At 43.6% G+C, this 23,145-nt stretch carries 12 protein-coding genes and 1 rRNA gene; 5 read left to right on the top strand and 8 right to left on the bottom strand.

Translation table 11 applies throughout. The features are described from left to right. Positions 1–8 precede the first annotated feature (8 nt). From XZ46_RS03275 to XZ46_RS03260, 4 genes are all read right to left on the bottom strand, one after another. Entirely contained in the window at positions 9–893 is an 885-nt protein-coding gene (locus XZ46_RS03275) for a fructosamine kinase family protein (protein WP_006621585.1), read from the bottom strand. A gap of 110 nt (positions 894–1,003) precedes the next feature. Then, entirely contained in the window at positions 1,004–1,900 is an 897-nt protein-coding gene (locus XZ46_RS03270; RefSeq protein WP_008054651.1) for an AEC family transporter, read from the bottom strand. 193 nt (positions 1,901–2,093) lie between these two features. Next, positions 2,094–3,365, bottom strand: coding sequence for an RNA-guided endonuclease IscB (gene iscB / locus XZ46_RS03265; RefSeq protein ID WP_008057050.1), 1,272 nt, complete (start codon positions 3,363–3,365; stop codon positions 2,094–2,096). A 253-nt stretch (positions 3,366–3,618) separates the two neighbouring features. Then, the gene (locus XZ46_RS03260; RefSeq protein ID WP_006667881.1) at positions 3,619–4,308 is read right to left on the bottom strand and encodes a SanA/YdcF family protein; all 690 of its coding nucleotides are present in this window, start codon (positions 4,306–4,308) and stop codon (positions 3,619–3,621) included. A 263-nt stretch (positions 4,309–4,571) separates the two neighbouring features. Here XZ46_RS03260 and rrf point away from each other — a divergent pair. Together rrf and nadC are read left to right on the top strand one after the other, a co-directional pair. Then, positions 4,572–4,688, top strand: a 5S ribosomal RNA gene (gene rrf / locus XZ46_RS03255). Positions 4,689–4,756: 68 nt separating this feature from the next. Then, entirely contained in the window at positions 4,757–5,671 is a 915-nt protein-coding gene (nadC, locus tag XZ46_RS03250; RefSeq protein WP_006621589.1) for a carboxylating nicotinate-nucleotide diphosphorylase, read from the top strand. A gap of 2 nt (positions 5,672–5,673) precedes the next feature. On the opposite strand, the gene XZ46_RS03245 is transcribed toward nadC, so the two are convergent. Further along, positions 5,674–6,864, bottom strand: coding sequence for a class I SAM-dependent methyltransferase (locus tag XZ46_RS03245; protein WP_008057051.1), 1,191 nt, complete (start codon positions 6,862–6,864; stop codon positions 5,674–5,676). 201 nt (positions 6,865–7,065) lie between these two features. On the opposite strand from XZ46_RS03245, the gene XZ46_RS03240 reads away from it, so the two are divergent. After that, positions 7,066–8,265, top strand: a complete 1,200-nt coding sequence (locus XZ46_RS03240) for a WecB/TagA/CpsF family glycosyltransferase (RefSeq protein WP_008057052.1) — start codon at positions 7,066–7,068, stop codon at positions 8,263–8,265. A 55-nt stretch (positions 8,266–8,320) separates the two neighbouring features. Here the strand turns inward: XZ46_RS03240 and XZ46_RS03235 are convergent, their stop codons facing one another. Both XZ46_RS03235 and XZ46_RS03230 read right to left on the bottom strand, forming a co-directional pair. Beyond that, entirely contained in the window at positions 8,321–9,262 is a 942-nt protein-coding gene (locus tag XZ46_RS03235) for a glycosyltransferase family 2 protein (RefSeq protein ID WP_008057053.1), read from the bottom strand. A gap of 89 nt (positions 9,263–9,351) precedes the next feature. Continuing rightward, positions 9,352–18,822, bottom strand: a complete 9,471-nt coding sequence (locus XZ46_RS03230; protein WP_048894906.1) for a cadherin-like domain-containing protein — start codon at positions 18,820–18,822, stop codon at positions 9,352–9,354. A gap of 455 nt (positions 18,823–19,277) precedes the next feature. Here XZ46_RS03230 and XZ46_RS03225 point away from each other — a divergent pair, with 455 nt between their 5' ends. Both XZ46_RS03225 and XZ46_RS03220 read left to right on the top strand, forming a co-directional pair. Beyond that, complete coding sequence (locus tag XZ46_RS03225; RefSeq protein WP_046320254.1) at positions 19,278–21,077, top strand: ABC transporter ATP-binding protein; 1,800 nt, start codon at positions 19,278–19,280, stop codon at positions 21,075–21,077. Positions 21,078–21,094: 17 nt separating this feature from the next. Beyond that, positions 21,095–22,327, top strand: a complete 1,233-nt coding sequence (locus XZ46_RS03220) for a glycosyltransferase family 4 protein (protein ID WP_008056868.1) — start codon at positions 21,095–21,097, stop codon at positions 22,325–22,327. Here XZ46_RS03220 and XZ46_RS03215 read toward each other — a convergent pair. Beyond that, positions 22,308–23,138, bottom strand: coding sequence for a putative nucleotide-diphospho-sugar transferase (locus tag XZ46_RS03215; protein WP_008056869.1), 831 nt, complete (start codon positions 23,136–23,138; stop codon positions 22,308–22,310). The two genes, XZ46_RS03220 and XZ46_RS03215, sit on opposite strands and share 20 nt — an antisense overlap. Between the last annotated feature and the right edge of the window lie 7 nt (positions 23,139–23,145).

The following is a 23,145-nucleotide window of genomic DNA, read 5'->3' as shown; positions in this document are numbered from 1 at the left end:
TAAATTCTTTAACGTAAAATTTGCTGAATCATCTGATTGGCTTGGGAACCATAACCGCCACCAAATAGGTTAAAATGATTCAAAATATGGTAGAGATTGTAAAGAATTTTGCGGCGAGAATAACCGGAGTCTAAAGGGTAAACTTGATTATAACCCTGATAAAATGCGGGGGAAAATCCGCCAAATACTTCGGTCATGGCGATATCAACTTCTCGATCGCCAAAATAGGCAGCCGGGTCAAAAATGACTGGTTCTCCATCATTGGTAACAGAGGCATTACCCCCCCATAAATCCCCATGAACTAAAGCAGGTTTAGGGTGATGACCGGACAACAATTCTGGTATTTTGTCAAGTAGGCGATCGCTATTTTCAAACGATCCTCCCCGCCGTCTAGCGAGTTTCAGTTGATAACCAATGCGATGATCTCGCCAAAATTCTCCCCAGTCAGTCGTCCAGGTATTAATTTGGGGAGTTGATCCGATAGTGTTGTTGATATCCCAACCAAATTGCTGAGATCCGGGATAGTCTCGCGGGGGAGTCCACTGGTGTAGTCGCGCCAATTGTCGCCCCATTTTCTCCATAGCCTGAGAATTGCTACGACCCCCTAGCTCTAACCATTCTAGGACGATATAAGCAGAATTGCCAGCAGTACCCCAACAAATGGGTTTAGGGACGCGAATAGTTTGGGTTTCCCACATTTGTTTAACTCCCAAGGCTTCCGCTTCAAACATGGCAACTTGAGAGGCGCTATTGAGTTTCACAAAATAGCTGCGATCGCCATGAGTAAGGCGATATCCCTGGTTAATGCAGCCGCCACCTACAGAAGTAGGGTTGTTGGCTTTAAAGGTTTGGGAGGTAGCAGTGGTTATGTGTTCGCAAATTTGATTCCACATGGTAATTTTTAGCGATCGCTTTCAGTCTATATTTTAGATCAACTGTGACTCAGCTCTGAATAACCCATTGGGATTATGGGAATTTCTGCCATGAAATCGAGGAGCAGATTTTAGGCGATCGCCTTAATTCCCCATAACACCAAAGGCAGAGTTAGGAATGATAATATAGTAGAAACTACCACCACGCGAGCGGTGCGTACTTGGTCGCCGCCAAATTCATTAACCATCAGAAAAGCCGTGATAGCTGTTGGCATAGCACTCTGTAAAATTAACACCTGTAAATCTAAATCACTCAGTCTTAATAATGAACCGACACTATAGGCAATAATCGCACCACCGATTAATCTGAGAAAACTGGCTCCCACTTCATAAAGGCTAATTTTCCACTGACTTTCGGCAATTTCTAAGCCCAACAATAACAAGCCGAGGGGAATAGCCGATTCCGCCACCAAATTCAATCCATCATCAATATTAAAAGGTAATTTTATCTGAAGTGCGTAAAGTACCAAAGCCGCGATAATTGACCAAAATAGCGGTAATTTGAGGGTAAATTTTAAGGACGATTGCCAACCTCCCCCTTTGATGATAGCTGGCGCTGTGATTAAAACCACTAAATTCCAGGCGATTAAATAAACAATCGCCCTTTCTAGTCCGGCTTCTCCTAAAGCTAAGAGGGTGACAGATAACCCCATATTGCCAACATTTGATAGGGAGGTGGTGGCAATTAAACTTTTTTCCGTTGACCGAGACAGGTTTAAATAACGTGCGATCGCCCAAGCTACCAAACACAATAATATATAAGTCAAAATAAACCCTATCCCCATTCCCGCCATATTTTGGGGGGTCAGAGTGGTTCTATATAGTGTGTCAATAATCAGTATGGGAAACAGAACATACAGCAGCAAACGGGAGATGGTTTGGCGATCTATGATCAGGGTTTTCCCGGCAATAAAACCAATCAGAACAATGCACCCAACGGGGATAACAGCAGAAAATAAAGCAATCATCAAAGGTAGTAAAGGCTGCAAAAAACAGCCAGATCTGATCTGACTGCTATACTTTGGCGATAGTCTAACGCAACTTTCGACAATTGGGGAAGGTTAATGGGTGATTCACGTAAACCTCTTGGGAGCGTGGAAGCCCCGTGTCTTTAGACCGGGGAGGAAACGCGACAGGGGGACTTTAGTCCCCGTCAATCTTTCAAGCATAGGCGTAACCATCCTTCCTGTGAATGGGTTGGCAGTATTTGTGGCTGATGCCTGCCACCCGTACCGAAGCGGTGGTAATATCAAAACTACCAGACGCACGGCAGAGAACCCGTCCTAGATATGAGCCAATTTTCTTCCCCGCTGTGACCGTAGCCGTCACCATGTCGCCAGTCTGAAAGCCTTTATGAATTTGCCTCCTGGAGCGGTGACGATTCGGGAATCCGTACTTATTCGTCCCGCACATCTGACGGGTTCCATGCCCCTTTGCTAAAATCAGCAACGGTTTTGAAGTCAGAACTTCGAGTGATTCGACTGGTCCAACACAGGCAGCATCAAGCCAGTGAGCTTTAGGTAGGTTGAGCCTCAGTCGATTGAACTTCGTTTGTCCGCCCGTTCCTGTGGTAACTGGGAGTCCTGTTGCTTTGAGAGCCTTGAACAAGGCCCATCGGGTCGAGTTAACGGCAGCCGCATCTTTAAGGGGTGATTTGGCCTGCCTGAGAAGACGACTCAGGACATCAGGCTGGCCCGATAAAAAATCCCGAATGTCCCCATTGCCTTTGGCTTGATTGCATGAGTGGCAAGCCATCGTCAGGTTAGAAACCCGGTCAGAGCCACCCTTAGACCGAGGCTGGATATGCTCAACTTCAAGTGGTACATTTTGAGCCCCACAGTAAGCACAGGTTCTGCCCCACTTTTCCAACAGGTATTCCCTGACTTCATAGCCTTGTAATTCTCCCTGCTGATACTCAACACCTGATATCTCAGGGTTTTCCATCAATTGCAGGTCGAACCGTACTAGCTCTTGGGTAATGCGGCCAACTGGGGCAAGTCTACGAAATCGGTGAACCCAGGTCATTAGAGTATCTACTCGATGCTGCAAGCTGGGAGCTAACCAACCCTTGCTCCGAGTCCGATTCAAGAACCGAGCTGGTCGATATCGGGTCTTGCGGTTTCGTCGAGAACGTCGGAGTTGACGACGAGAGAGCAATGCTTCTTTAATCTGCTGTCCTCGGTGCTGCAACTCGGCAGCAAAGATAATATGATTCCCTTGCTTTAAGGCAATTCCAGTGACTTTAGAGCCTGGGTCTAATTTGAGTTCGAGGGGTTCAGGATTAGCGTCAACCTCCTTGTTTAGAATAATGGTGAATGGGTAGCGTCGAAATACCGATGCTTTCCCGGCTTTGAGCAGTGATCGTGCCACCCCTGGCTTGCACGGTGTCAGGGGCTTGCGGTTGGTATCTAAAACGAAAATATGGTTAGACATTGTTGCGTCTGTTCTGATTGCTCGTAACGTTTGCTTCGCCAAGGTTCAGAGTCGGTACTTTCCAAATCGCACTGTCTTAACCCCTTAGAACTGTTTAACGATTTGGTTCTAGGGCCTGGAACTAGCACGCATTCCAGGGTAGGAACTTTAACTCTTGCTCTGAACGTAGCCAGTTAAGGCTTAAGCTGGTCAGCTACCTGAAAGCGGGGGGCACGAAGCCCCCGTGCTTCAGCCGGGGGTGCTGACTTCGTCATTAATACATTCCCTCAAAGGGTCCTAGGAAGGTGGGTTTAGGGCGAAGAATATGGACTTGGACAACAGCTTTGACAACGGCTAGAAGTTCTCGCCGGGTATAGAATCGCATGGAATCATCCCGAAATTTGCCCCAGTCCGGTGTCCCAAAACCGATCGCATCAATCCCTAAACGATTGCATATATACACCGCACGGGGTAGGTGATATTGTTGGGTGATTAGTACCGCCGTCTCGATGCCAAAAATTTCCCTGGCGCGATAACAGCTTTCGTAGGTACTAAATCCCGCATAGTCCAGGCGAATGTCGTTTGCGGGAACTCCTTGGTCGATCGCATATAGCTGCATGGCCACTACCTCATTATATTCGGGAGTGCCATTGTCTCCGGTCATTAAAATCTTTTCAACCCGTCCCAGTTTGTACAGGTCGATCGCCCCCTGAATGCGATCGGCTAACATCGGTGTAGGGGTTCCATCCGCCCAAAGTCCCGCCCCAAACACGATCGCCACCGGTTTGTCAGGAACATCGGCGATCTCAGTGTAGCGGCGAGTTTGGGTGATCAAGTTAATATATAAGTTCAGCACAAATGGCGTAAGCAGTCCGCCAATAACTGATAACACCAATAATAAACGCCAGTGTAGTATTAACCATTTGGGCAACATAGTTTCAATCTGAGCGTAGCAGTTCAACATTTTACCAAAAAATTGCCGTGGCCGGGGAGCCTAGCTAATTTTTATAATTTACCCTCCCAGGGGCCTAGTTTCAGCAACATTGCCTAAATATAAACTATTCCCAGATACCTGGAAAATCCCACACAGAGAGGTTTGGCAACAAATTTGCCAAAAATTTGGTGAAAGGGGTTGACATATATCCGATAACCTACTACTATTATTAATTGTGCGAGGGAAACAAGCGAGAGCGACTTTCCAGCAACCTCGAAAGATTTTAAGTCTTTCCTGGTGTCTATGGCTCAGTGGAACCACACCGATCCATCCCGAACTCGGATGTGAAACGCTGAAACGGCGAAGATACTTGGCGGGTAGCTGCCTGGGAAAATAGCAAGATGCCAGGATTAATATAAACTATAGCTTCCTTCCAGTGATAAACGGAGGGGGGCTTTAGTTTTTAAGGAACAATAGCATGATTAAACCCAAATCAGCAATCTTACCGCCCTGGATCGTCCTAGACCCTCAGCTAAAACAGTGGTTAACTGAAGATATTGGTAGGGGCGATCGCACTACTGATGGTTTGTTGAGGGGGGAAAGTTTATGGGGAACAGCGCATTGGTCCGCGAAAGCGCCAGGAATTATGGCGGGGTTAGCAGTGGCGGCGCGGGTTTTTCAACTGTTAAGCGATCGCCTTGAGGTGACACCAACGGTGAAAGATGGCGATCGGTGCGATCGTGGACAAGTAATCCTACAATTAGAAGGACCCCTAGATGCTTTGTTGATGGGGGAAAGGGTAGCCCTAAATTTGGCGATGCGACTGAGTGGGGTAGCCACTTCCACCCGTGAATATGTGGATGCGATCGCTGATTTACCGACTCAACTGGTGGATACCCGCAAAACTACCCCAGGACTGCGACTGTTAGAAAAATATGCCGTCCAAGTCGGGGGGGCGAAAAATCATCGCATGGGACTTGATGATGCGGTTTTGATTAAAGATAATCATATTTTGGCGGCTGGGGGTATTGAAAAAGCGATCGCCCTAATTCGCGAAACTATGCCTTATCCTCTGACCATTGAGGTGGAAACCGAAACTATTGAACAGGTGAAAACGGCGGTAAATGCGGGGGCGGATATTATCATGTTAGATAATATGTCCGTAGCTATGATGCAAGAGGCGATCGAGATGATTCGCCAGTATAATAGCCGCATTAAAATTGAGGCATCAGGAAATATTACCCTACAAACTATTCGCCAAGTTGCCGAAATTGGTGTTGATTATATCTCCACTAGCGCTACTATTACCCGTTCCCCCTGGTTAGATATCAGCATGAATTTGGGACCCGGAAACTTGGGGATTAATGACCCTTCCAAGATTAGAATGATTTAACCTCAAACATCACAGCGCACTTGACAGGATGTTAAACCCAGAGCCTCTAGCATCTGGGTGATTTCCTGTTCATAAATAGGGTTCATGATAATCACCACATCTGGTTTATAGTCTACTAAAAATGCAGGGGGGACAATTTTTTGACCAGTTCCCGCTACATACATTCCCTGTTTGCGAGGGTTAATATCAACAACATATTCAATTGCTGTCTTGGCTGCTTTCATAAAGTTTAAGAATGTCACACCTTTGGAACCACTGCCCCAAATGACCACCCGCTGGCCTTGGTTAACCAGATCACCTAGTTTTTGTTCCCACTCTGATAACTTATCCTCAAACTTTTGTGAAAATTCAGCAATGCTGTTAGCTAACTGATTAACCTGTTCGGTTTCCGGTTTACTTTGACCATGGGTATCAAGACTAGGCTGCGCTTCCAGACATAAAAATTGCCCTCGGAATTCTTCGGTTATTTGTTTAACCTCAAAACTACAGGATGAGAAAGCATAGGCTAAACTGACGGGCGCAAAATAACAGCAATGTTCATAAATAATATCCCAAACTGCCAGATTATCAAAAATATCTAAGGCATTAGGAACCTCAAAGAAAATCCCGGTTTCTGGTTTATTTTCCACTATTTGTGCTAGGGATTTTAGCAGGTTTGTGGGGGTGGGTATGTGTTCTAATGTGTGGCGACAGCAGATAAAATCTCCTTGGTAATCAGCATATTTTTCCGAATATAAATCCCGAATAAACTGGAGGCGATCGCCCAATTTTTCATGGTCAGGTAAAGGCACATAAGTAGGGTCAAAACCGATGCCGCGATTGTTCCCCAATTCACACAACAGCGTCAGAAATTCCCCTTTACCGCATCCGATCTCAATAATAGTCTTTTCCTGTAAATTGTAGGTATTGATTAACCTTTCAGCTAAATTCTGAGCATACTGCTGAAACCGAGGGGAAAAATCCAGAGCATTTTCATAGACTTGCGTATATTCTAAACGTTGTGGGTCAAAAGCTATATTATCAATAAAACCGCAATCTTCACAGAAAGCCAGTTTCAAGTCCCCACGATTACAATTAATAGCCCCATCACGATCCGACCATAGGATATTACAAAAAACCGGAATATCCAACATTTCCCAAAATACCTGGCGATGTTCCGAACCGCATACCGGACAGATAGGTGTTTCTAACATAGTTATAGGTGCTAATATTTACCTACTAACATATCATTGTCCTGGTGATTTGCCTAGTAACGTTTCCCCAAGATACAAATCACAATGTAAGTTAATCAAACTTGACTTGCCAAACTGCTATAGAGTCGAGTATACTTGTAGTAAACATATTGCTCTATTTTTTGTTGAACAACTTATTTATATTAAAGTTATATAAAAACTATGAGCTTACCTATTCGCCAAGTGAAAGTTGTAGGATCTTATATTACCGCTCTCCAGTTCAGAGACCAAATTGAAACTATTTTGGAGTGGGGTTCTCGGCGACAAAGCCGGGTCGTTTGTGTGGCAAATGTTCATATGCTCATGGAAGCCTATTGGAATCCTGTATTTGCTCGGATATTAGAAAATGCTGATATGGTAACTCCTGACGGAATGCCTCTAGTCTGGATGATTCGGCAAGTAGGTATTCCTCAAGACCGAGTGGCAGGAATGGATATGCTCCTGAGTTTGTGTAACTTAGCACCCTTATATAATGTCAGCGTTTTTTTCTTAGGTTCTAAACCAGAGGTTCTGGAAAAAATGCAAACCAAAGTCCTCAATGAATTTCCCCATTTAAAGGTCGCGGGGTTTAAATCTTTGCCATTTCGCCCCCTGACTCAAGCCGAAGATGACGCATTAATTAAAGAAATTAACAATAGTGGGGCGGGGTTAATATTTGTTTCTCTGGGATGTCCTAAACAAGAAAAATTTATTCATCAGCATCGAGGCAAAATTCGGGCTGTGATGATTGGAATTGGGGCGGTGTTTCCCGTTTATGCAGGTTTTCATAATCGCGCCCCAGAGTGGGTGCGAGAGTCCGGCTTAGAATGGTTTTACCGATTAGTTCAAGAACCTAATCGTTTGTTTGGTCGCTATGCTAAGACTATTCCGCCGTTTATTTTATTAGCAACTAAACAACTATTAACTGAGTATCATTGGTTAGACCGGGTTAAAAAACAATACTCGGAAATTCCTAGTAATGTATTAATTGAAGCGCCCAGGGGTTTAGTCTATCGACCTGTGGGGCGTGTCTTACAAAGGGCGGGTTTACTTTCTCCAGATCAAGTACAGATGGTTTTACAAACTCAGCGAGCCGGAAAAAACCTGCGTTTTGGAGACATTTTAACTTCCCAAGGTTTACTGAAACCGGAAACCATAGAGTTTTTCACAGAGCAGTTACCTGAATTAGCTATTCACAGAGAACAGCATCCTTTAGGGTACTATTTAAAATCAGCGGCTTTATTAAATGAACATCAAATTCAGATAATTTTAGAAAAGCAACATAAAACCGGACTGAGGTTTGGAGAAATGGCAATTAGTAAGGGATGGGTTAAACCGGAGACCGTGGACTTATTTTTGGAGTTTATGGAACCGGAAATGTAATTAATAGGTTATGGTCATTAAAGGTGTAAAGTCTTTGATGGCTTGCTCAAATAAATTAAGTATTTTGGGTTTTTGGGAAAAATACACTAGGCGCTTGGACAGCAGCTTGCATCAACTCCCAACCCAGCCTTTTCCACTTCCACGAGACCCACCTACCCATTTGACCATAGCAATATAGCTTTTCGGAAAATGTGATAGGAACCCGATTAATCACTTTGATATATTGAAATAAAAGCGTCCAATTGGTGAGTGAAAACTTTCTAGTTGTCTGAGAGTTATACCAATTCAAAAGAGCCAAATTACCAGCATCTTTGCGGATGGCTCGTGAAGTTTGGGAATGATACCTGTAAAAGAATAGATATTCAGGAATTTCATAAAATTCTCCCCGCAGTGCCAACTCAGCCGCCAAAGGTAAATCCGCCCAAATATAATCCTCAATCAACTTGGTTTTTTTCAGCACATCAGAACGAATCAAGCCAAATACCATAGCTGACATATATCCGCGCTCATACCAAATATCATGATACTTTTTAAATCTTTCTATAACTTTGGGAGAAGATAGATTTAAAATATCAGCATGAGATTTGAGCGGATTTCCTTGTTCATCAATCCAGTATTCTTGAGGGTAACACAAAACAGCAGACGGGTGACTATCCAAGGCTTCTACACAGCGTTCTAAAAACTCGGGAGCATATAAATCATCGTGTGCTGCCCACTTAAAATATTCAGCGGTAGACAATTCAAAAGTTCGATTATAATTTTTAGCGGCACCCAAATTTTCTGGATGGCGATAGTAACGGATACGTTTATCCCTAGCCGCATAATCTCGGCAAATTTCCTCAGTCCTGTCCGTGGAAGCATTATCACAAATAATCAGTTCAAAATCATCAAAAGTCTGAGACAATAGACAATCTAAAGTTTCCTGTATAAAATTTTCCCCATTGTAGACAGGCATACCAATGCTAACGCGGGGATGAGGAGGATAAGTTTGTACCATATTTTACCTGTAGCCTCTCATGTGAATAAAAGTTGAATAAGCAGATCTCAACTCAACCGTCAATCAACCATCAATCCTCCTTTTCAGGATTACACATAAACAAAAGAGGAACTATTTAAACTGATATTGTTCATTCCTTGCACAATACCAATAAGTTCATCAGTAACATCGCCTTTATAGAAGATAGCCAACCCATTAGGTAAGCCTTGGGGACTATCTGCGAGGCGATAATCTTCTGAGCTACCGTGAAGCTGAATCACATCATTATCAAAATCAGTAATCAGAGCATAATCTTGCCAACCGGGTTGGTCATCAATGCCATCATCATAGTACACAGAATTACTGTCACCTAAGACAAATGTATCAAAACCGCCATTTCCTGTCAATATATCTATTTGTCCGCGTCCAGGATTAGAGGAATTGGGGTCTGTTCCATTCAGCCAATCATCGCCTTGAGTACCAACTATGGTATTAACGGGAACCCGATTTAAAGAGGTAGAACTATAGTAGCCAGGAAGTCCCACAGTTCGTCTGGTTTCCAGGTTCTGAATTTCCTCTACTCCGACAGCGGGTAAAGGCTCACCCTTGAAAGATCGGAAACTGGCTGCGACATAGCTTAGAGAGGATTCATTATTAATAAAAACGGGGATATCTCCAAATTCTCCATGGAGTATATAAGCGCCCAAAACTTCAGTTTTTCCACCATTAACAGTCTCAACTAATGTCCCCTCATCCTCAGTTTTGTAGCCAAGAATCCACAAATTACCGCCATCATTCTTAATTCGGGGAGTGTGAATAGTCTCGGGATTAATTTGACGAGCCCAAACATTTTGATTAGTGAAAGACCAAGGACCGCCACTGATATCTTCAATATATAAATCCCCAGTTCCTTGACTGGTGTTAAAATACTGATTAATAATCATATTGGACATAACCATAGTCCGATCGCTGTCTTGAACAAAGGTAATATTTGGAGCTTCCAAACGCTCCACAGAGACGACATCGGTAGTGCCATCAGCGACAGTAATTGTGCCACTACCTAGAATAGTAGCTTCTGTGCCAATAAAGCGCTGTAGATTATTTCTTAACTGAAGATTACCACCAATATTCCATACCCCATTAGGTAGGTAAACGGTACTAGCACCAGAATCGATCGCCGCCTGAATTGCCAGGGTATCATCAATGCCATCATTAGGCAAACCACCAAAAGCCAAAGGACTGACCCAATCAGACAAATCATCCCAAGGGACTACGGGAGTTGGCAAAACTTCCAGTTCAAAAGCCTGAGTGGGAGCATCAAATAGGGTATTAAAGCCACCACGCGCCATCCACTCAGCCACATAACCATCAGGTTGAGACAAGTTACCTCGTCCATTATCATCCTGTAGAATAGCCAGTTCATAACCAGAGGTATTGAGATTATTAACATACATCCCTTTTTGATTATGAATAGCAGGTTGAGTGGCGGCTGCACCGACCCCAGTTAAGTTAGCATCCATAATCGTAAAATCACTGGAACCATCAGGCATATTCCAAATGACGGGAACGGCATTAGTGCTTTCTAAGTCTCGCACAAACAGAGTTTGATTAAAATTCTGCCAACCATAAACATTTTGATTAACAAGTTTAACGCCTTCGAGTGTTTGAGTAGCGGTAGGATTCCAAGTCCGAATACCGACATCAAATCCGACGACTTCGACATCCTTAACCAGTAGAGGTCCATTTTCATCGGTAGCGAGATCAAGACCGATCGCACCTTGTCCATCACGGGAAACTATGCGAACATTATTGAGAGTTCCCTGGTTGTTTGCTATAAAATTAATAGCGATCGCATCTGGGTTTCCCTGACCCACATCAACAGTCAAATCCCTGATACTATTGCGGAACCTTTGAGCGGGTGGATTTCCGGTATCAATAACCGCAGTATCAAAACCCAAATTATCTTGAAGTCTAATAATAGTGCCATCACGGCTTTCCCCCTGAAGAATATTGCGCTTTTCACTGCCAGGGTATGCAATCCTTCCACTAACATCATAAACCCCATTAGGGAAGTAAATCATCCGATTTTGACCAGCATTCTCATTAATAGCTTGCTGAATAGCAGCAGTATCATCTATACCATCATTAGGAATCGCTCCATAATCCCTAACATCAACCACACCTGCATCAGCCGGGAAAACAATATTTTGAGTCGGTGTATTAGCGCTAAAATCAACGGTAAAACTACCCAAAGTGGCAGTTGGGATAAAATTACCTGCCATATCACTAACAGCATTGGGTTCCATGATGACGGTATAAGTTCCGCCGTCGGAGACATCCCAAACGCCGCCAGAAGGTGTAATTTGATAGGTAGCATTCCGGGTGTTTCCATTTTCCTCACCGTAGACACGCACCAAACTAGCCAGTTGCTGAACCCCTAATGGTCCTATAACCCGGATATCGGCATCATCTAAAGTAGATTCTTGAATTTCCCAGTCATCAGAGTAGCTAACCGTGAAAGCATATCCGGTATCACTACCCAAGATAGGAGTCAAATCAGGAGCCAGTAAAGCCGCCGTTGGGGGTGACAGGTCTGGGGTATCTTCTGGGATAATAGGAGCGGCTGTATTGAAGAAGTAATCGACCTGGCTGGTAAAGGTAGGAGATGATGAACTTCCGGCATTTCCCGCAAATAACCCCACCTGTTGCACTTGTAAGGCTTGGGTAAAACTCCCGGCGGTCGTCCAAGTTGAACCATCTGGGGAATAGTTGAGAGTCCAGACATCCCCAGTGCGGTTAACTTTCAGGTGTCGCGCTTGTCCGGGTTCTACCCCCATACGAATCATTGACCGGGAACCACCGTTACGGGTTGAAGCTGCAAATAAGGCTAAACCTGAATTAGTCTTAAAGACATCAAACCTGACCCAGTTATTATCATCTTGCTCTACCAAAATCCCCTGTATTTGCTTATCTAAGGCGGGGTCGGCGGCAAATTTGATTTCTAACTCAAAATCTTCATTTTGAGCCGGCTGCATGAGTCTGGCGGCGCTACGGTTGCTATTCCACATATCAGTACCACCAGGGACTGATAGTTCTACATAAGCATCTGGTGTACCTGTTCCGGTGAGTAGGTAGGAACTGTTATTGTTGGGACTGATAAAATTCCAGCGGGGGTCTAGGCTATTGCTGTTGAAGTCGTCGGACTCAAAGGCTAAGTCTAACTCGGAAACGGTTAGGGAGACGGTAGCTGGGTTAGAGATAGCGCCATCATTATCCTCTACGGTATAAGTAAAGCTATCCGTACTGGTAGATGAACCGTCATGGCTATAGGTGATGGTTCCGTTAGGGTTAACGGTGATATTACCGTAGTTGGGAGAGTCAACTACGGTGACGGTATCTGGGACTAAAACACCATCGGGGTCGCTATCGTTATTGAGGACGTTAATGGTAACGGTGTTACCTATGAGGACGGTAGCGTTATCATCGTTAGCGGTGGGGGGTTGATTTTCCTCGATAGTCAGGAAGACGGTAGCTGAGTTGGAGATAGCGCCATCATTATCCTCTACGGTATAAGTAAAGCGATCGCTATTGGTAGATGAACCGTCATGGCTATAGGTGATGGTTCCGTTAGGGTTAACGGTGATATTACCGTAATCTGGTAAATCAACTACGGTGACGGTATCTGGGATTAAAACACCATCGGGGTCGCTATCGTTATTGAGGACATCAATGGTAACGGTGTTTCCGGTTTTGACGGTGGCGTTATCATCGTTAGCGGTGGGGGGTTGATTTTCCAGTTGTTCATCTTCTGGAATAACAGGCGGTTCATCTTCGGGAATCACAACCTGACCATCTTCTGGAATAATAGGAGCGGCCGTATTGAAGAAGTAATCGACCTGGCTGGTAAACGTAGGAGATGATGAACTTCCGGCATTTCCCGCAAATAACCCTACCTGTTGCACTTGTAAGGCTTGGGTAAAACTCCCGGCGGTCGTCCAAGTTGAACCATCTGGGGAATAGTTGAGAGTCCAGACATCCCCAGTGCGGTTAACTTTCAGGTGTCGCGCTTGTCCGGGTTCTACCCCCATACGAATCATTGACCGGGAACCACCGTTACGGGTTGAAGCTGCAAATAAGGCTAAACCTGAATTAGTCTTAAAGACATCAAACCTGACCCAGTTATTATCATCTTGCTCTACCAAAATCCCCTGTATTTGCTTATCTAAGGCGGGGTCGGCGGCAAATTTGATTTCTAACTCAAAATCTTCATTGGCGGCCGGCTGCATGAGTCTGGCGGCGCTACGGTTGCGATTCCACATATCAGTAGCACCAGGAACTGATAGTTCTACATAAGCATCTGGTGTACCTGTTCCGGTGAGTAGGTAGGAACTGTTATTGTTGGGACTGATAAAATTCCAGCGGGGGTCTAGGCTATTGCTGTTGAAGTCGTCGGACTCAAAGGCTAAGTCTAACTCGGAAACGGTTAGGAAGACGGTGGCTGGGTTAGAGATAGCGCCATCATTATCCTCTACGGTATAAGTAAAGCTATCCGTATTGGTAGATGAACCGTCATGGCTATAGGTGATGGTTCCGTTAGGGTTAACGGTGATATTACCGTAGTTGGGAGAGTCAACTACGGTGACGGTATCTGGGACTAAAACACCATCGGGGTCGCTATCGTTATTGAGGACGTTAATGGTAACGGTGTTACCTATGAGGACGGTGGCGTTATCATCGTTAGCGGTGGGGGGTTGATTTTCTTGGATAGCCAGGGAGACGGTGGCTGGGTTAGAGATAGCGCCATCATCATCCTCTACGGTATAGGTGAAGCTATCCATACTGGTAGATGAACCGTCATGGCTATAGGTGATAGTTCCGTTAGGGTTAACGGTGATATTACCGTAATCTGGTAAATCAACTACGGTGACGGTATCTGGGATTAAAACACCATCGGGGTCGCTATCGTTATTGAGGACGTTAATGGTAACAGTGTTACCTATGAGGACGGTGGCGTTATCATCGTTAGCGGTGGGGGGTTGATTTTCCTCGATAGTCAGGAAGACGGTGGCTGAGTTGGAGATAGCGCCATCATCATCCTCTACGGTATAAGTAAAGCTATCTGTACCGGTAGATGAACCGTCATGGCTATAGGTGATAGTTCCGTTAGGGTTAACGGTGATATTACCGTAGTCTGGAGAGTCAACTACGGTGACGGTATCTGGGATTAAAACACCATCCGGGTCGCTATCGTTATTGAGGACATCAATGGTAACGGTGTTTCCAGTGCGGACGGTAGCGTTATCATCGTTAGCGGTGGGGGGTTGATTTTCTTGGATAGTCAGGAAGACGGTGGCTGGGTTAGAGATAGCGCCATCATCATCCTCTACGGTATAAGTAAAGCTATCTATACTGGTAGATGAACCGTCGTGGGTGTAGGTAATAGTTCCATTTTCATTGATGGTGACAGTACCGTGGCTAGGTTGATTAACCACTGTTAGAGTCTCTACCATCAAAGTACCGTCATTATCTCTATCATTGCTCAATACATCAATGATAACGGACTGGCTGGGTTCTACTCTGGCATTATCATCATTGGCTATGGGTGGCTGATTTCCTAGGGAGACATCTTCCGGGACAATGGGAGCCGCCATATTGAAAAAGTAATCGACCTGGGTGGTAAACATTGCTGGTGAATTTCCAGCATGACCCGCAAACAACCCCACTTCTTGGACTTGTAAATCACGGATAAAACTGCCAACTGTGTTCCAATTGATACCATCTCCAGAAGATTTGAGAGTCCATAAGTTTCCTTGTCGATTTACATTCAAATATCGAGCTTGTCCAGCAGCCACGGAACCAGAAACCATCACACGGGAACTACCATTAGTCGTAGAAGCAGCGAATACTGATAAACCTGACCCGGTTTGAGATACATTAAACCTTAACCAGTTCCGCTCATCTTGCTCTACCAAAATTCCCTGCATTTGCTTGGATACAGTGGGGTCGGAAGCGAATTTAATTTCTAATTCAAAATCTTCGTTGGCGGCGGGTTGCATGAGTCGCGCCGTGGTCCGATTTTGATTCCATAGATCAGTTTGAGCGGGAACAGAAAGTTCTAAATAAGCATCACTTGTTCCGGTTCCAGTTAAAGCATAGGAGGAATTGGCTAGGGGTTTAATAAAATTCCATTCTGGCTTGAGGGTGCTGCTATTAAAATCATCGGAGTTGAAGGCTAAATCTAATTCCGAAATACCCAGAAATACAGTGGCTTCATTGGAGGTAGCGCCATGATTATCTTCGACGGTATAAGTAAAGCGATCGCCACTGGTATAGGAACCATTATGATTGTAAGTAACTACCCCATTTTGAATACTAACAGTGCCGTGATTTGGTTCAGTAACGATAGTTACAGTATTCGGCATCAAGCTACCGTCAATATCTTCATCATTACTGAGAACTCTAATATTAACACTATTTCCTTGGCTAACTCTAGTGTGATCATTATTGGCGATCGGTGCAAGGTTAGGTCGCTCTTCTCCATAGGGAACAACTGTAACATCACCAAAAGTGGCATCATAATAGTGAGCAACTAGCAGCAACGAACCATGAGACAAGGCTCTGATGTCTGATGATGATTTAAAGGATTTACGATCCCATTCTGTGGGTTCCGGTTCGCTTTCCTCCCAAACTTTAAAGCTATAAATACTACCATCATCCACAGTTTGCGATCGCATCTTGAAATTGTAGGTATTCCCCGCTTCCAGCGTGATATTTCTGCCACTATTAAAGAACGTTGTTCCTTCTAAAGACAAGCCACTGCTCATGTGATAAAAACCAATTTCCCCATGGGTGCGCCACTGAACATAAGGCTGAGTCCCACCATCAGGTTGATGTCCTTTCCATCGCATTAACAGACCGATTATCCCATTAGTATTAGTTTCATGAATCGTAATGGGAACAGTGGCTTCGTAGTCATCCCATCCAATGTCACCAATAGCAATTAAGCGGTCATAACCTGTTTCAGCCGTGCGGACTCCATCATCTGTTAAAGTCCACAGACCATCTACTACTTGTGCTACATCGTTAATTTGATCAACTTCACTCCAGTCAATGGAATAAGTTTTCGGCCAAGCATTTCCTAATTCATGTTTAATAGTGACAGATTCGGTAGCAATATGACCCAGTGTATCAACTGCTGTAATAACAACTATATCATCCTGATCAGATGCGGGGTTGAGATCTGTGTAAGCAATTTCAACGTTAAAGTCGCCATTTCTTGATAAACGAGGATTCCTGGGTTGACCATGAACATTAAGACGAAGAGGAATTTCTGGTCCTCCATTGAGTGAGTAGCTTAGAGAAGATATACCGTCTGGGTCGAAAGCGTAACCAAGGATATTGACCCAAACTAGAGGCTTACCAATATGACCAAAACTCTGTTCTGAACCATACCAGATATCAAGAACGGTGGGATTTGGGTCTGCTGATGGTTCTTGAATGGTGATGCTAACATTCGCTGGGTTGGAGATAGCGCCATCATCATCCTCTACGGTATAAGTAAAGCTATCCGTACCGGTAGATGAACCGTCATGGCTATAGGTGATAGTTCCGTTAGGGTTAACGGTGATATTACCGTAATCTGGTAAATCAACCACCGTCACCGTATCCGGGACTAAAACACCATCCGGGTCGCTATCATTACTAAGGACGTTAATGGTAACAGTGTTTCCGGTGCGGACGGTAGCGTTATCATCATTGGCTATGGGTGGCTGATTTTCCTCGATAGTCAGGAAAACGGTGGCTTCGTTAGAGGTAGCGCCATCATCATCCTCTACCGTATAAGTAAAGCGATCGCTATTGGTAGATGAACCGTCATGGCTATAGGTGATAGTTCCGTTAGGGTTAACCGTGATAGTACCGTAATCTGGTAAATCAACTACCGCGACGGTATCCGGGATTAAAACACCATCCGGGTCGCTATCATTATTGAGGACGTTAATGGTAACAGTGTTTCCGGTTCTGACCGTCGCGTTATCATCATTGGCTATGGGTGGCTGATTTTCCTCGATAGTCAGGAAAACGGTGGCTTCGTTAGAGGTAGCGCCATCATCATCCTCTACGGTATAAGTAAAGCTATCCGTACCGGTAGATGAACCGTCATGGCTATAGGTTATAGTTCCGTTAGGGTTAACCGTGATAGTACCGTAATCTGGAGAGTCAACTACCGCGACGGTATCCGGGATTAAAACACCATCCGGGTCGCTATCATTATTGAGGACGTTAATGGTAACAGTGTTTCCGGTGCGGACGGTAGCGTTATCATCATTGGCTATCGGTGGCTGATTTTCAATTGGTTCTGGAGTAACAACCTGACCATCTTCTGGAATAATAGGAGAGGCTGTATTAAAAAAGTAATCGACCTGGGAGGTAAACTGAGGAGATGATGAACTGTCAGCATTAGCCGCAAATAACCCCACCTGTTGGACTTGTAAGGCTTGCGTAAAACTCCCAGCCGTAGTCCAACTCACACCATCAGCGGAATAGTTGAGAGTCCAGACATCCCCAGTGCGGTTAACCTTCAGGTGTCGCGCTTGTCCGGGTTGTACCCCCATACGAATCATCGACCGGGAACCACCGTTACGGGTTGAACCCGCAAATAAGGCTAAATCTGAATTAATTTTAAAGACATCAAACCTGAGCCAGTTATTATTATCTTGCTCTACCAAAATCCCCTGCATTTGCTTATTTAAGGCGGGGTCGGCGGCAAATTTGATTTCTAACTCAAAATCTTCATTTTGAGCCGGCTGCATGAGTCTGGTGGCGCTACGGTTGGCATTCCACATATCAGTAGCACCGGGGACTGATAGTTCTACATAAGCATCTGGTGTACCTGTTCCGGTGAGTAGGTAGGAACTGTTATTGTTGGGAGTGATAAAATTCCACCAGGCGTTGAGGCTGTTGGTGTTGAAGTCGTCCGACTCAAAGGCTAAGGTGTGGCTGTAGGTTGCCATTGTGACTGGGGAAAATATGGAATTGGTATCGATAGGGTTTCCTATGTTGATCTGAAAATCCCAGTCTCCCCCCAATTGGTGATTACCTGTGGGGGTAGTTGAGGCGGTAATATTGGCTCTTGTAAGTTGATGCAGTTGTTTAAGGAAGGTTTCCCCCTTAGGTCCGGCGGCGACTTGGCAACCATAGAGGATAATAGAGCTATCGTGCAGTTTATCGTTTAAGGTTCCTAGGTGTTGGCTGTAGTGGGGGAGGGTTTCTGAGGTTAGTTCCACATTCCCCAATTTCAGACAACCTGGTGAGCCATGGCAGATTATATGAATTTGTGCGATCGTATTATATTGGTGTAAAGTCTCCGCTATCTGTAGGACACCATCTCTGTTGGGGGACAAAATTATGACATCTGCCACCGCGCGAAGGCCACTAATCAACTCCCGATAATCTTTAACCCCGGAGTCAATTATTACTACCTGTTGACCAGTTTTAAGCGTTTCGGATACTCTGAACGCCGAGAATAGCCATTCCAAGGGGAAAGACTTTGAGTTAATATCGGTGGCTGTGGGGTTAATCATGGGTGAGTTGCTAGGAACCTAAAAAGCTGATGGCAAGCTGCCTGAACAATAACTCAAGTCCCAGTCTCAACTGACTGATGGGCTTAATTTCTTAGATTTTGTCATATATCCGTGAAAATACGGAGTAGTTTACAGAATCTTTACTTAAAAGTTTAAATAAGGGTGCTGATTGTAAAGCTAGGGTGAAATGTAACCAGACCTTCTGGCTTGACCCCGGAGAGTAAGTTAGCCAAGAGGTTACTGTAGCCTAGTATGATACATCAGTAGTTAGTCAGACAGTCTGAGCGACCACCGTACTGGTATAAGTAGAGTTGAGGAGACTTTACATAACATTTATTATTGCTATAGTTAGGGTAAAGTCCATATAATGGGTGGCTATCATCTGGGGTATCATGGTACTGGTCTATTTTGGTCATTAAAAATATCCAAGGCACTGGGAGTCAAATATAGCGACAATGCAGAATTTTATAAATCGGTTTTTTTTCATTCTTCCGGCTTCCCCAAAACAGTTAGTAATTTTAGTAATTTTATTTGTAGTCATGTCAGTGCTGGAAGCATTTGGGATTGGCATGATAGGACCTTTTTTGAATTTAGCTAGTCATCCCAATTTAGTCAATGAAAGTGAATTTGTAGCCTCTATATATGCTGGCTTAAATTTAACAGAAGCATCCCACGGTATAGCATTATTGGGATTGTTTATTATTGCTTTATTTGCTATTAAATCTTTCTTAAACTGGCAGATTAAAACCTATGTATTTGGGTTTTGTCTGAAAGTTCGTGGGAAATTGTGTGAAAAATTAATCCAAGAATATCTGTCTGTTCCTTATACTTTCCATTTGTCGAAGGATAGTGCTGCGGTCATTCAATGTATAATTATTTATACCCAGGCTTTTGCACTAGATATTCTTATGCCTATACTCAATTCGGCTGCCAATTTAATGATTATTATAGCTTTGAGTGGATTGCTATTGATGACCAGTCAATTGGTGGTAATTGTTTTAATATTTCTGTTTTTACCTTTAATTTTAATCCTGAATGCTTTTAAAGATAAAATTAAATACTGGGGTAAGCGTGTTAGTTATGCTGATGAATCGATAATTCGTATTGTTAATCATAGTTTAGGGGGGATTAAAGAAACTAAGGTAATTGGCTGTTCTGGCTTTTTTGAAGAACAACTGAGTGAGCAATCACGGGAATATATAGAGGCGGGAACTTTCTTACTTTCTTTTCAAGTTGTCCCCAGAATATTAGTTGAGGCAATTCTCATTTTATTTTTAGTGGGAATCACATCAACTATGATTCTACTGGGACAAGATATTGATGGATTTATTCCGGCATTAAGTATATTCGCTTTGTCATCAATTCGTTTACTACCAGCTATTTCTAATTTGAGTAAAGATGTGAGTAAATTGCGGAGTATGACCTATGTATTAGAAAGATTAAGTCATGATTTACGAGAAATTGAAACTCTCAAAAACAGCGAAGTTTCAAATCGCACCGTAGTTACAAAAATCAGTCAATTAGCTGACCATAAATTCAAGAATAAAGATTTTGGTCAGATTATTTTTGACGGTGTAACTTATCAATATCCTGGTTCTGAATCGCCAGCCATTTCCGACGTTTTTTTGTCGATTAGGAAGGGAGAATCGATTGCTTTTATTGGTCAGTCTGGAGCCGGAAAGACTACGTTAGTTGATATCATGCTGGGGTTATTAATACCCCAAGGTGGTGATATTAAAATTGATGATATTTCTATTTATAATAATTTGCGATCGTGGCAAAATATGATTGGCTATATTCCCCAGTCTATTTTTTTAATGGCAGATACAATAGAGAGAAATATTGCTTTCGGGGTGGCTGATGATTTAATTGATCATAAACGTCTACAACAGGCTTTAGAAATGGCTCAACTTATGGATTTGGTCAAAGAACTTCCCGATGGAATAAATACCATGGTCGGGGAAAGAGGAGTGCGCCTTTCTGGGGGTCAACGCCAACGGATTGGTATTGCTCGCGCTCTTTACCATGAACGGGATATTCTGGTGTTAGATGAGGCGACTTCGGCGTTAGATAATGAGACGGAAAGTTTGGTCACTGAGTCTATTAAATCTCTGAGTGGAATTAAAACTATGATTATGATTGCTCATCGTTTGACGACTATACAACATTGCGATCGCCTTTATGTCATGGAAAAAGGCCGCATTGTTAGGTCGGGGACTTATAACGAAATTGTCCTAGGAAATATTCAATCATAACCCATGGAAATACACAGATGAAACCAGTAATTCTCAGTTCAACTGATGTCGAAGGCGGTGCGGCTAGAGCCGCGTATAGAGTACATCGAGGTTTAATTTCTATGGGGGTTGAATCTCGAATGTTGGTGCGGGGAAAATTTAGTGGCGATCGCACTGTTATAGCCGAAAAAAGTATCATCACTAAACTAGGTCCTGGTGCTAATAGTATCCCCCTGAGACGCTACCCAAAACGCGATCGCCTGCTTTTTTCTCCTCAATGGTTCCCCGATGTCATAGCTAGTAGAGTAACTAAAATTAACCCAGATGTGGTAAATTTACACTGGGTTTGTAATGGCTTTATCCAGATTGAAACTTTGGCTAAATTGAACAAACCCTTAGTGTGGACTCTTCAAGATATGTGGCCTTTAACTGGGGGTTGTCATTACAGCGAGGGATGCGATCGCTACCAAAATTCCTGCGGTCAATGTCCGCAACTGAAAAGTGGTCGCGATCGGGATTTATCTCGACAGGTTTGGAAACGGAAATTTAAAGCCTGGAAAAATCTCAACTTAACTATTGTAACTCCTAGTAGTTGGATGGCGGATTGTGTGCGTTCAAGTTCCTTATTTGGACAGCGGCGAGTAGAGGTGATTCCCTTCTGTCTGGATACCCAAATTTATCGACCTATAGAAACGAAAATCGCCCGACATTTACTGAATTTACCCCAGGACAAACAACTGGTTTTATTTGGGGCGATCGCTGCGACTGCTGACCCCAGAAAGGGTTTTAATTTGCTACTTCCGGCGCTGCAAAAGCTGAGTCAGTCAGGGTGGCAAAATCAGCTTGAATTAGTAGTTTTTGGATCTGCGGAACCGGAAAACCCAGTAGATTTAGGTTTTCCAGCTAATTATCTAGGCAGTTTCTCTGATGATATTGCTTTGGCTTTGGTCTATTCTGCCGCCGATGTGATGATTGTTCCATCCTTGCAAGAATCCTTCGGACAAACGGCCTCTGAAGCCTTAGCCTGTGGTACTCCGGTGGTGGCTTTTAATGCTACTGGACTCAAGGATATTGTTGATCACCAAGTTAATGGTTATCTGGTCAAACCCTATGAAATTGATGATTTAAGCGAGGGGATTAAATGGGTATTAAATGATAGCGATCGCCTGCAAAAACTCAAAGAAAAAGCCAGAGAAAAAGCCATACAAGTATTTCCCCTAGGAAGACAAGCCCAGCAATATTTATCACTTTTTAATCAGATTTTAACTTAGCTTTCTTAAATCGATAACTTAACCAACCTAAAAGCCTGGGAAAATACATGGGTAATATAAGAGTAAAATATCGCGTATAAAAACGCAACTGCCAACGTCTGGTATTGATTAATCCTAAGCCAGGAATAAAAACGCGTATCTCCTTGTTTGTATTGATGTATTTTGCCAGCTTTCCTAGTTCCATGCGTTCCGGTTTTGGGTGCATATGGATGATTTTAACAGTTCCCTGAATAAACACAGCTTTTTCGGTTCTACAGTTATACTCAGGTGGGAGAGTGGCAATTTTCAGGTATTCTGAATTTTGGTAAAGTGCTTCTCTAAAAGCCGGCTGATCATGTTTAGGTTTTCGGGTTTTTTGTAGATCTCGCTGGTAAAAATTGAGCCAGTCTTGAAAAACTTTTTCTAATTGAGGAGATTTTTTAAAGAGAATAACTCCTGTGTTCATTTCCGGAAAACTATCAGGAACTCCATCAACCTGATAACTAATCCGGGTTTGTTCATGGGAAGTAGCAATATCAAATTTTTCTAGCAGTTCAAAAAGTTCATAAAACGGTTCACAAATATATGTATCCGTATCTAAAAATAAGGTATAATCGTAGGGAGATTTAATCATGTATTGAACTTTATCCAATAAACTATATTGCGAATTTTCCATGATAATTACTTGCTCAAAATGTTGATTACTGGTGTTCTCACTAGCAATCAAAGTAATCGGAATATGGGGCATTTTTTCATGCAAAGTTGCCGCAGACTGAGAGGCTTCTGCGATGTATTTTTGGCCCGATGCAATATAGACAACTCCTGGTGACATATTTCTC

The organism is Limnospira indica PCC 8005 (assembly GCF_000973065.1).
GTDB lineage: Bacteria > Cyanobacteriota > Cyanobacteriia > Cyanobacteriales > Microcoleaceae > Limnospira > Limnospira fusiformis.
Note: the sequence above shows the minus strand (reverse complement) of the source record. Positions and strands in the feature narration are given on the sequence as shown.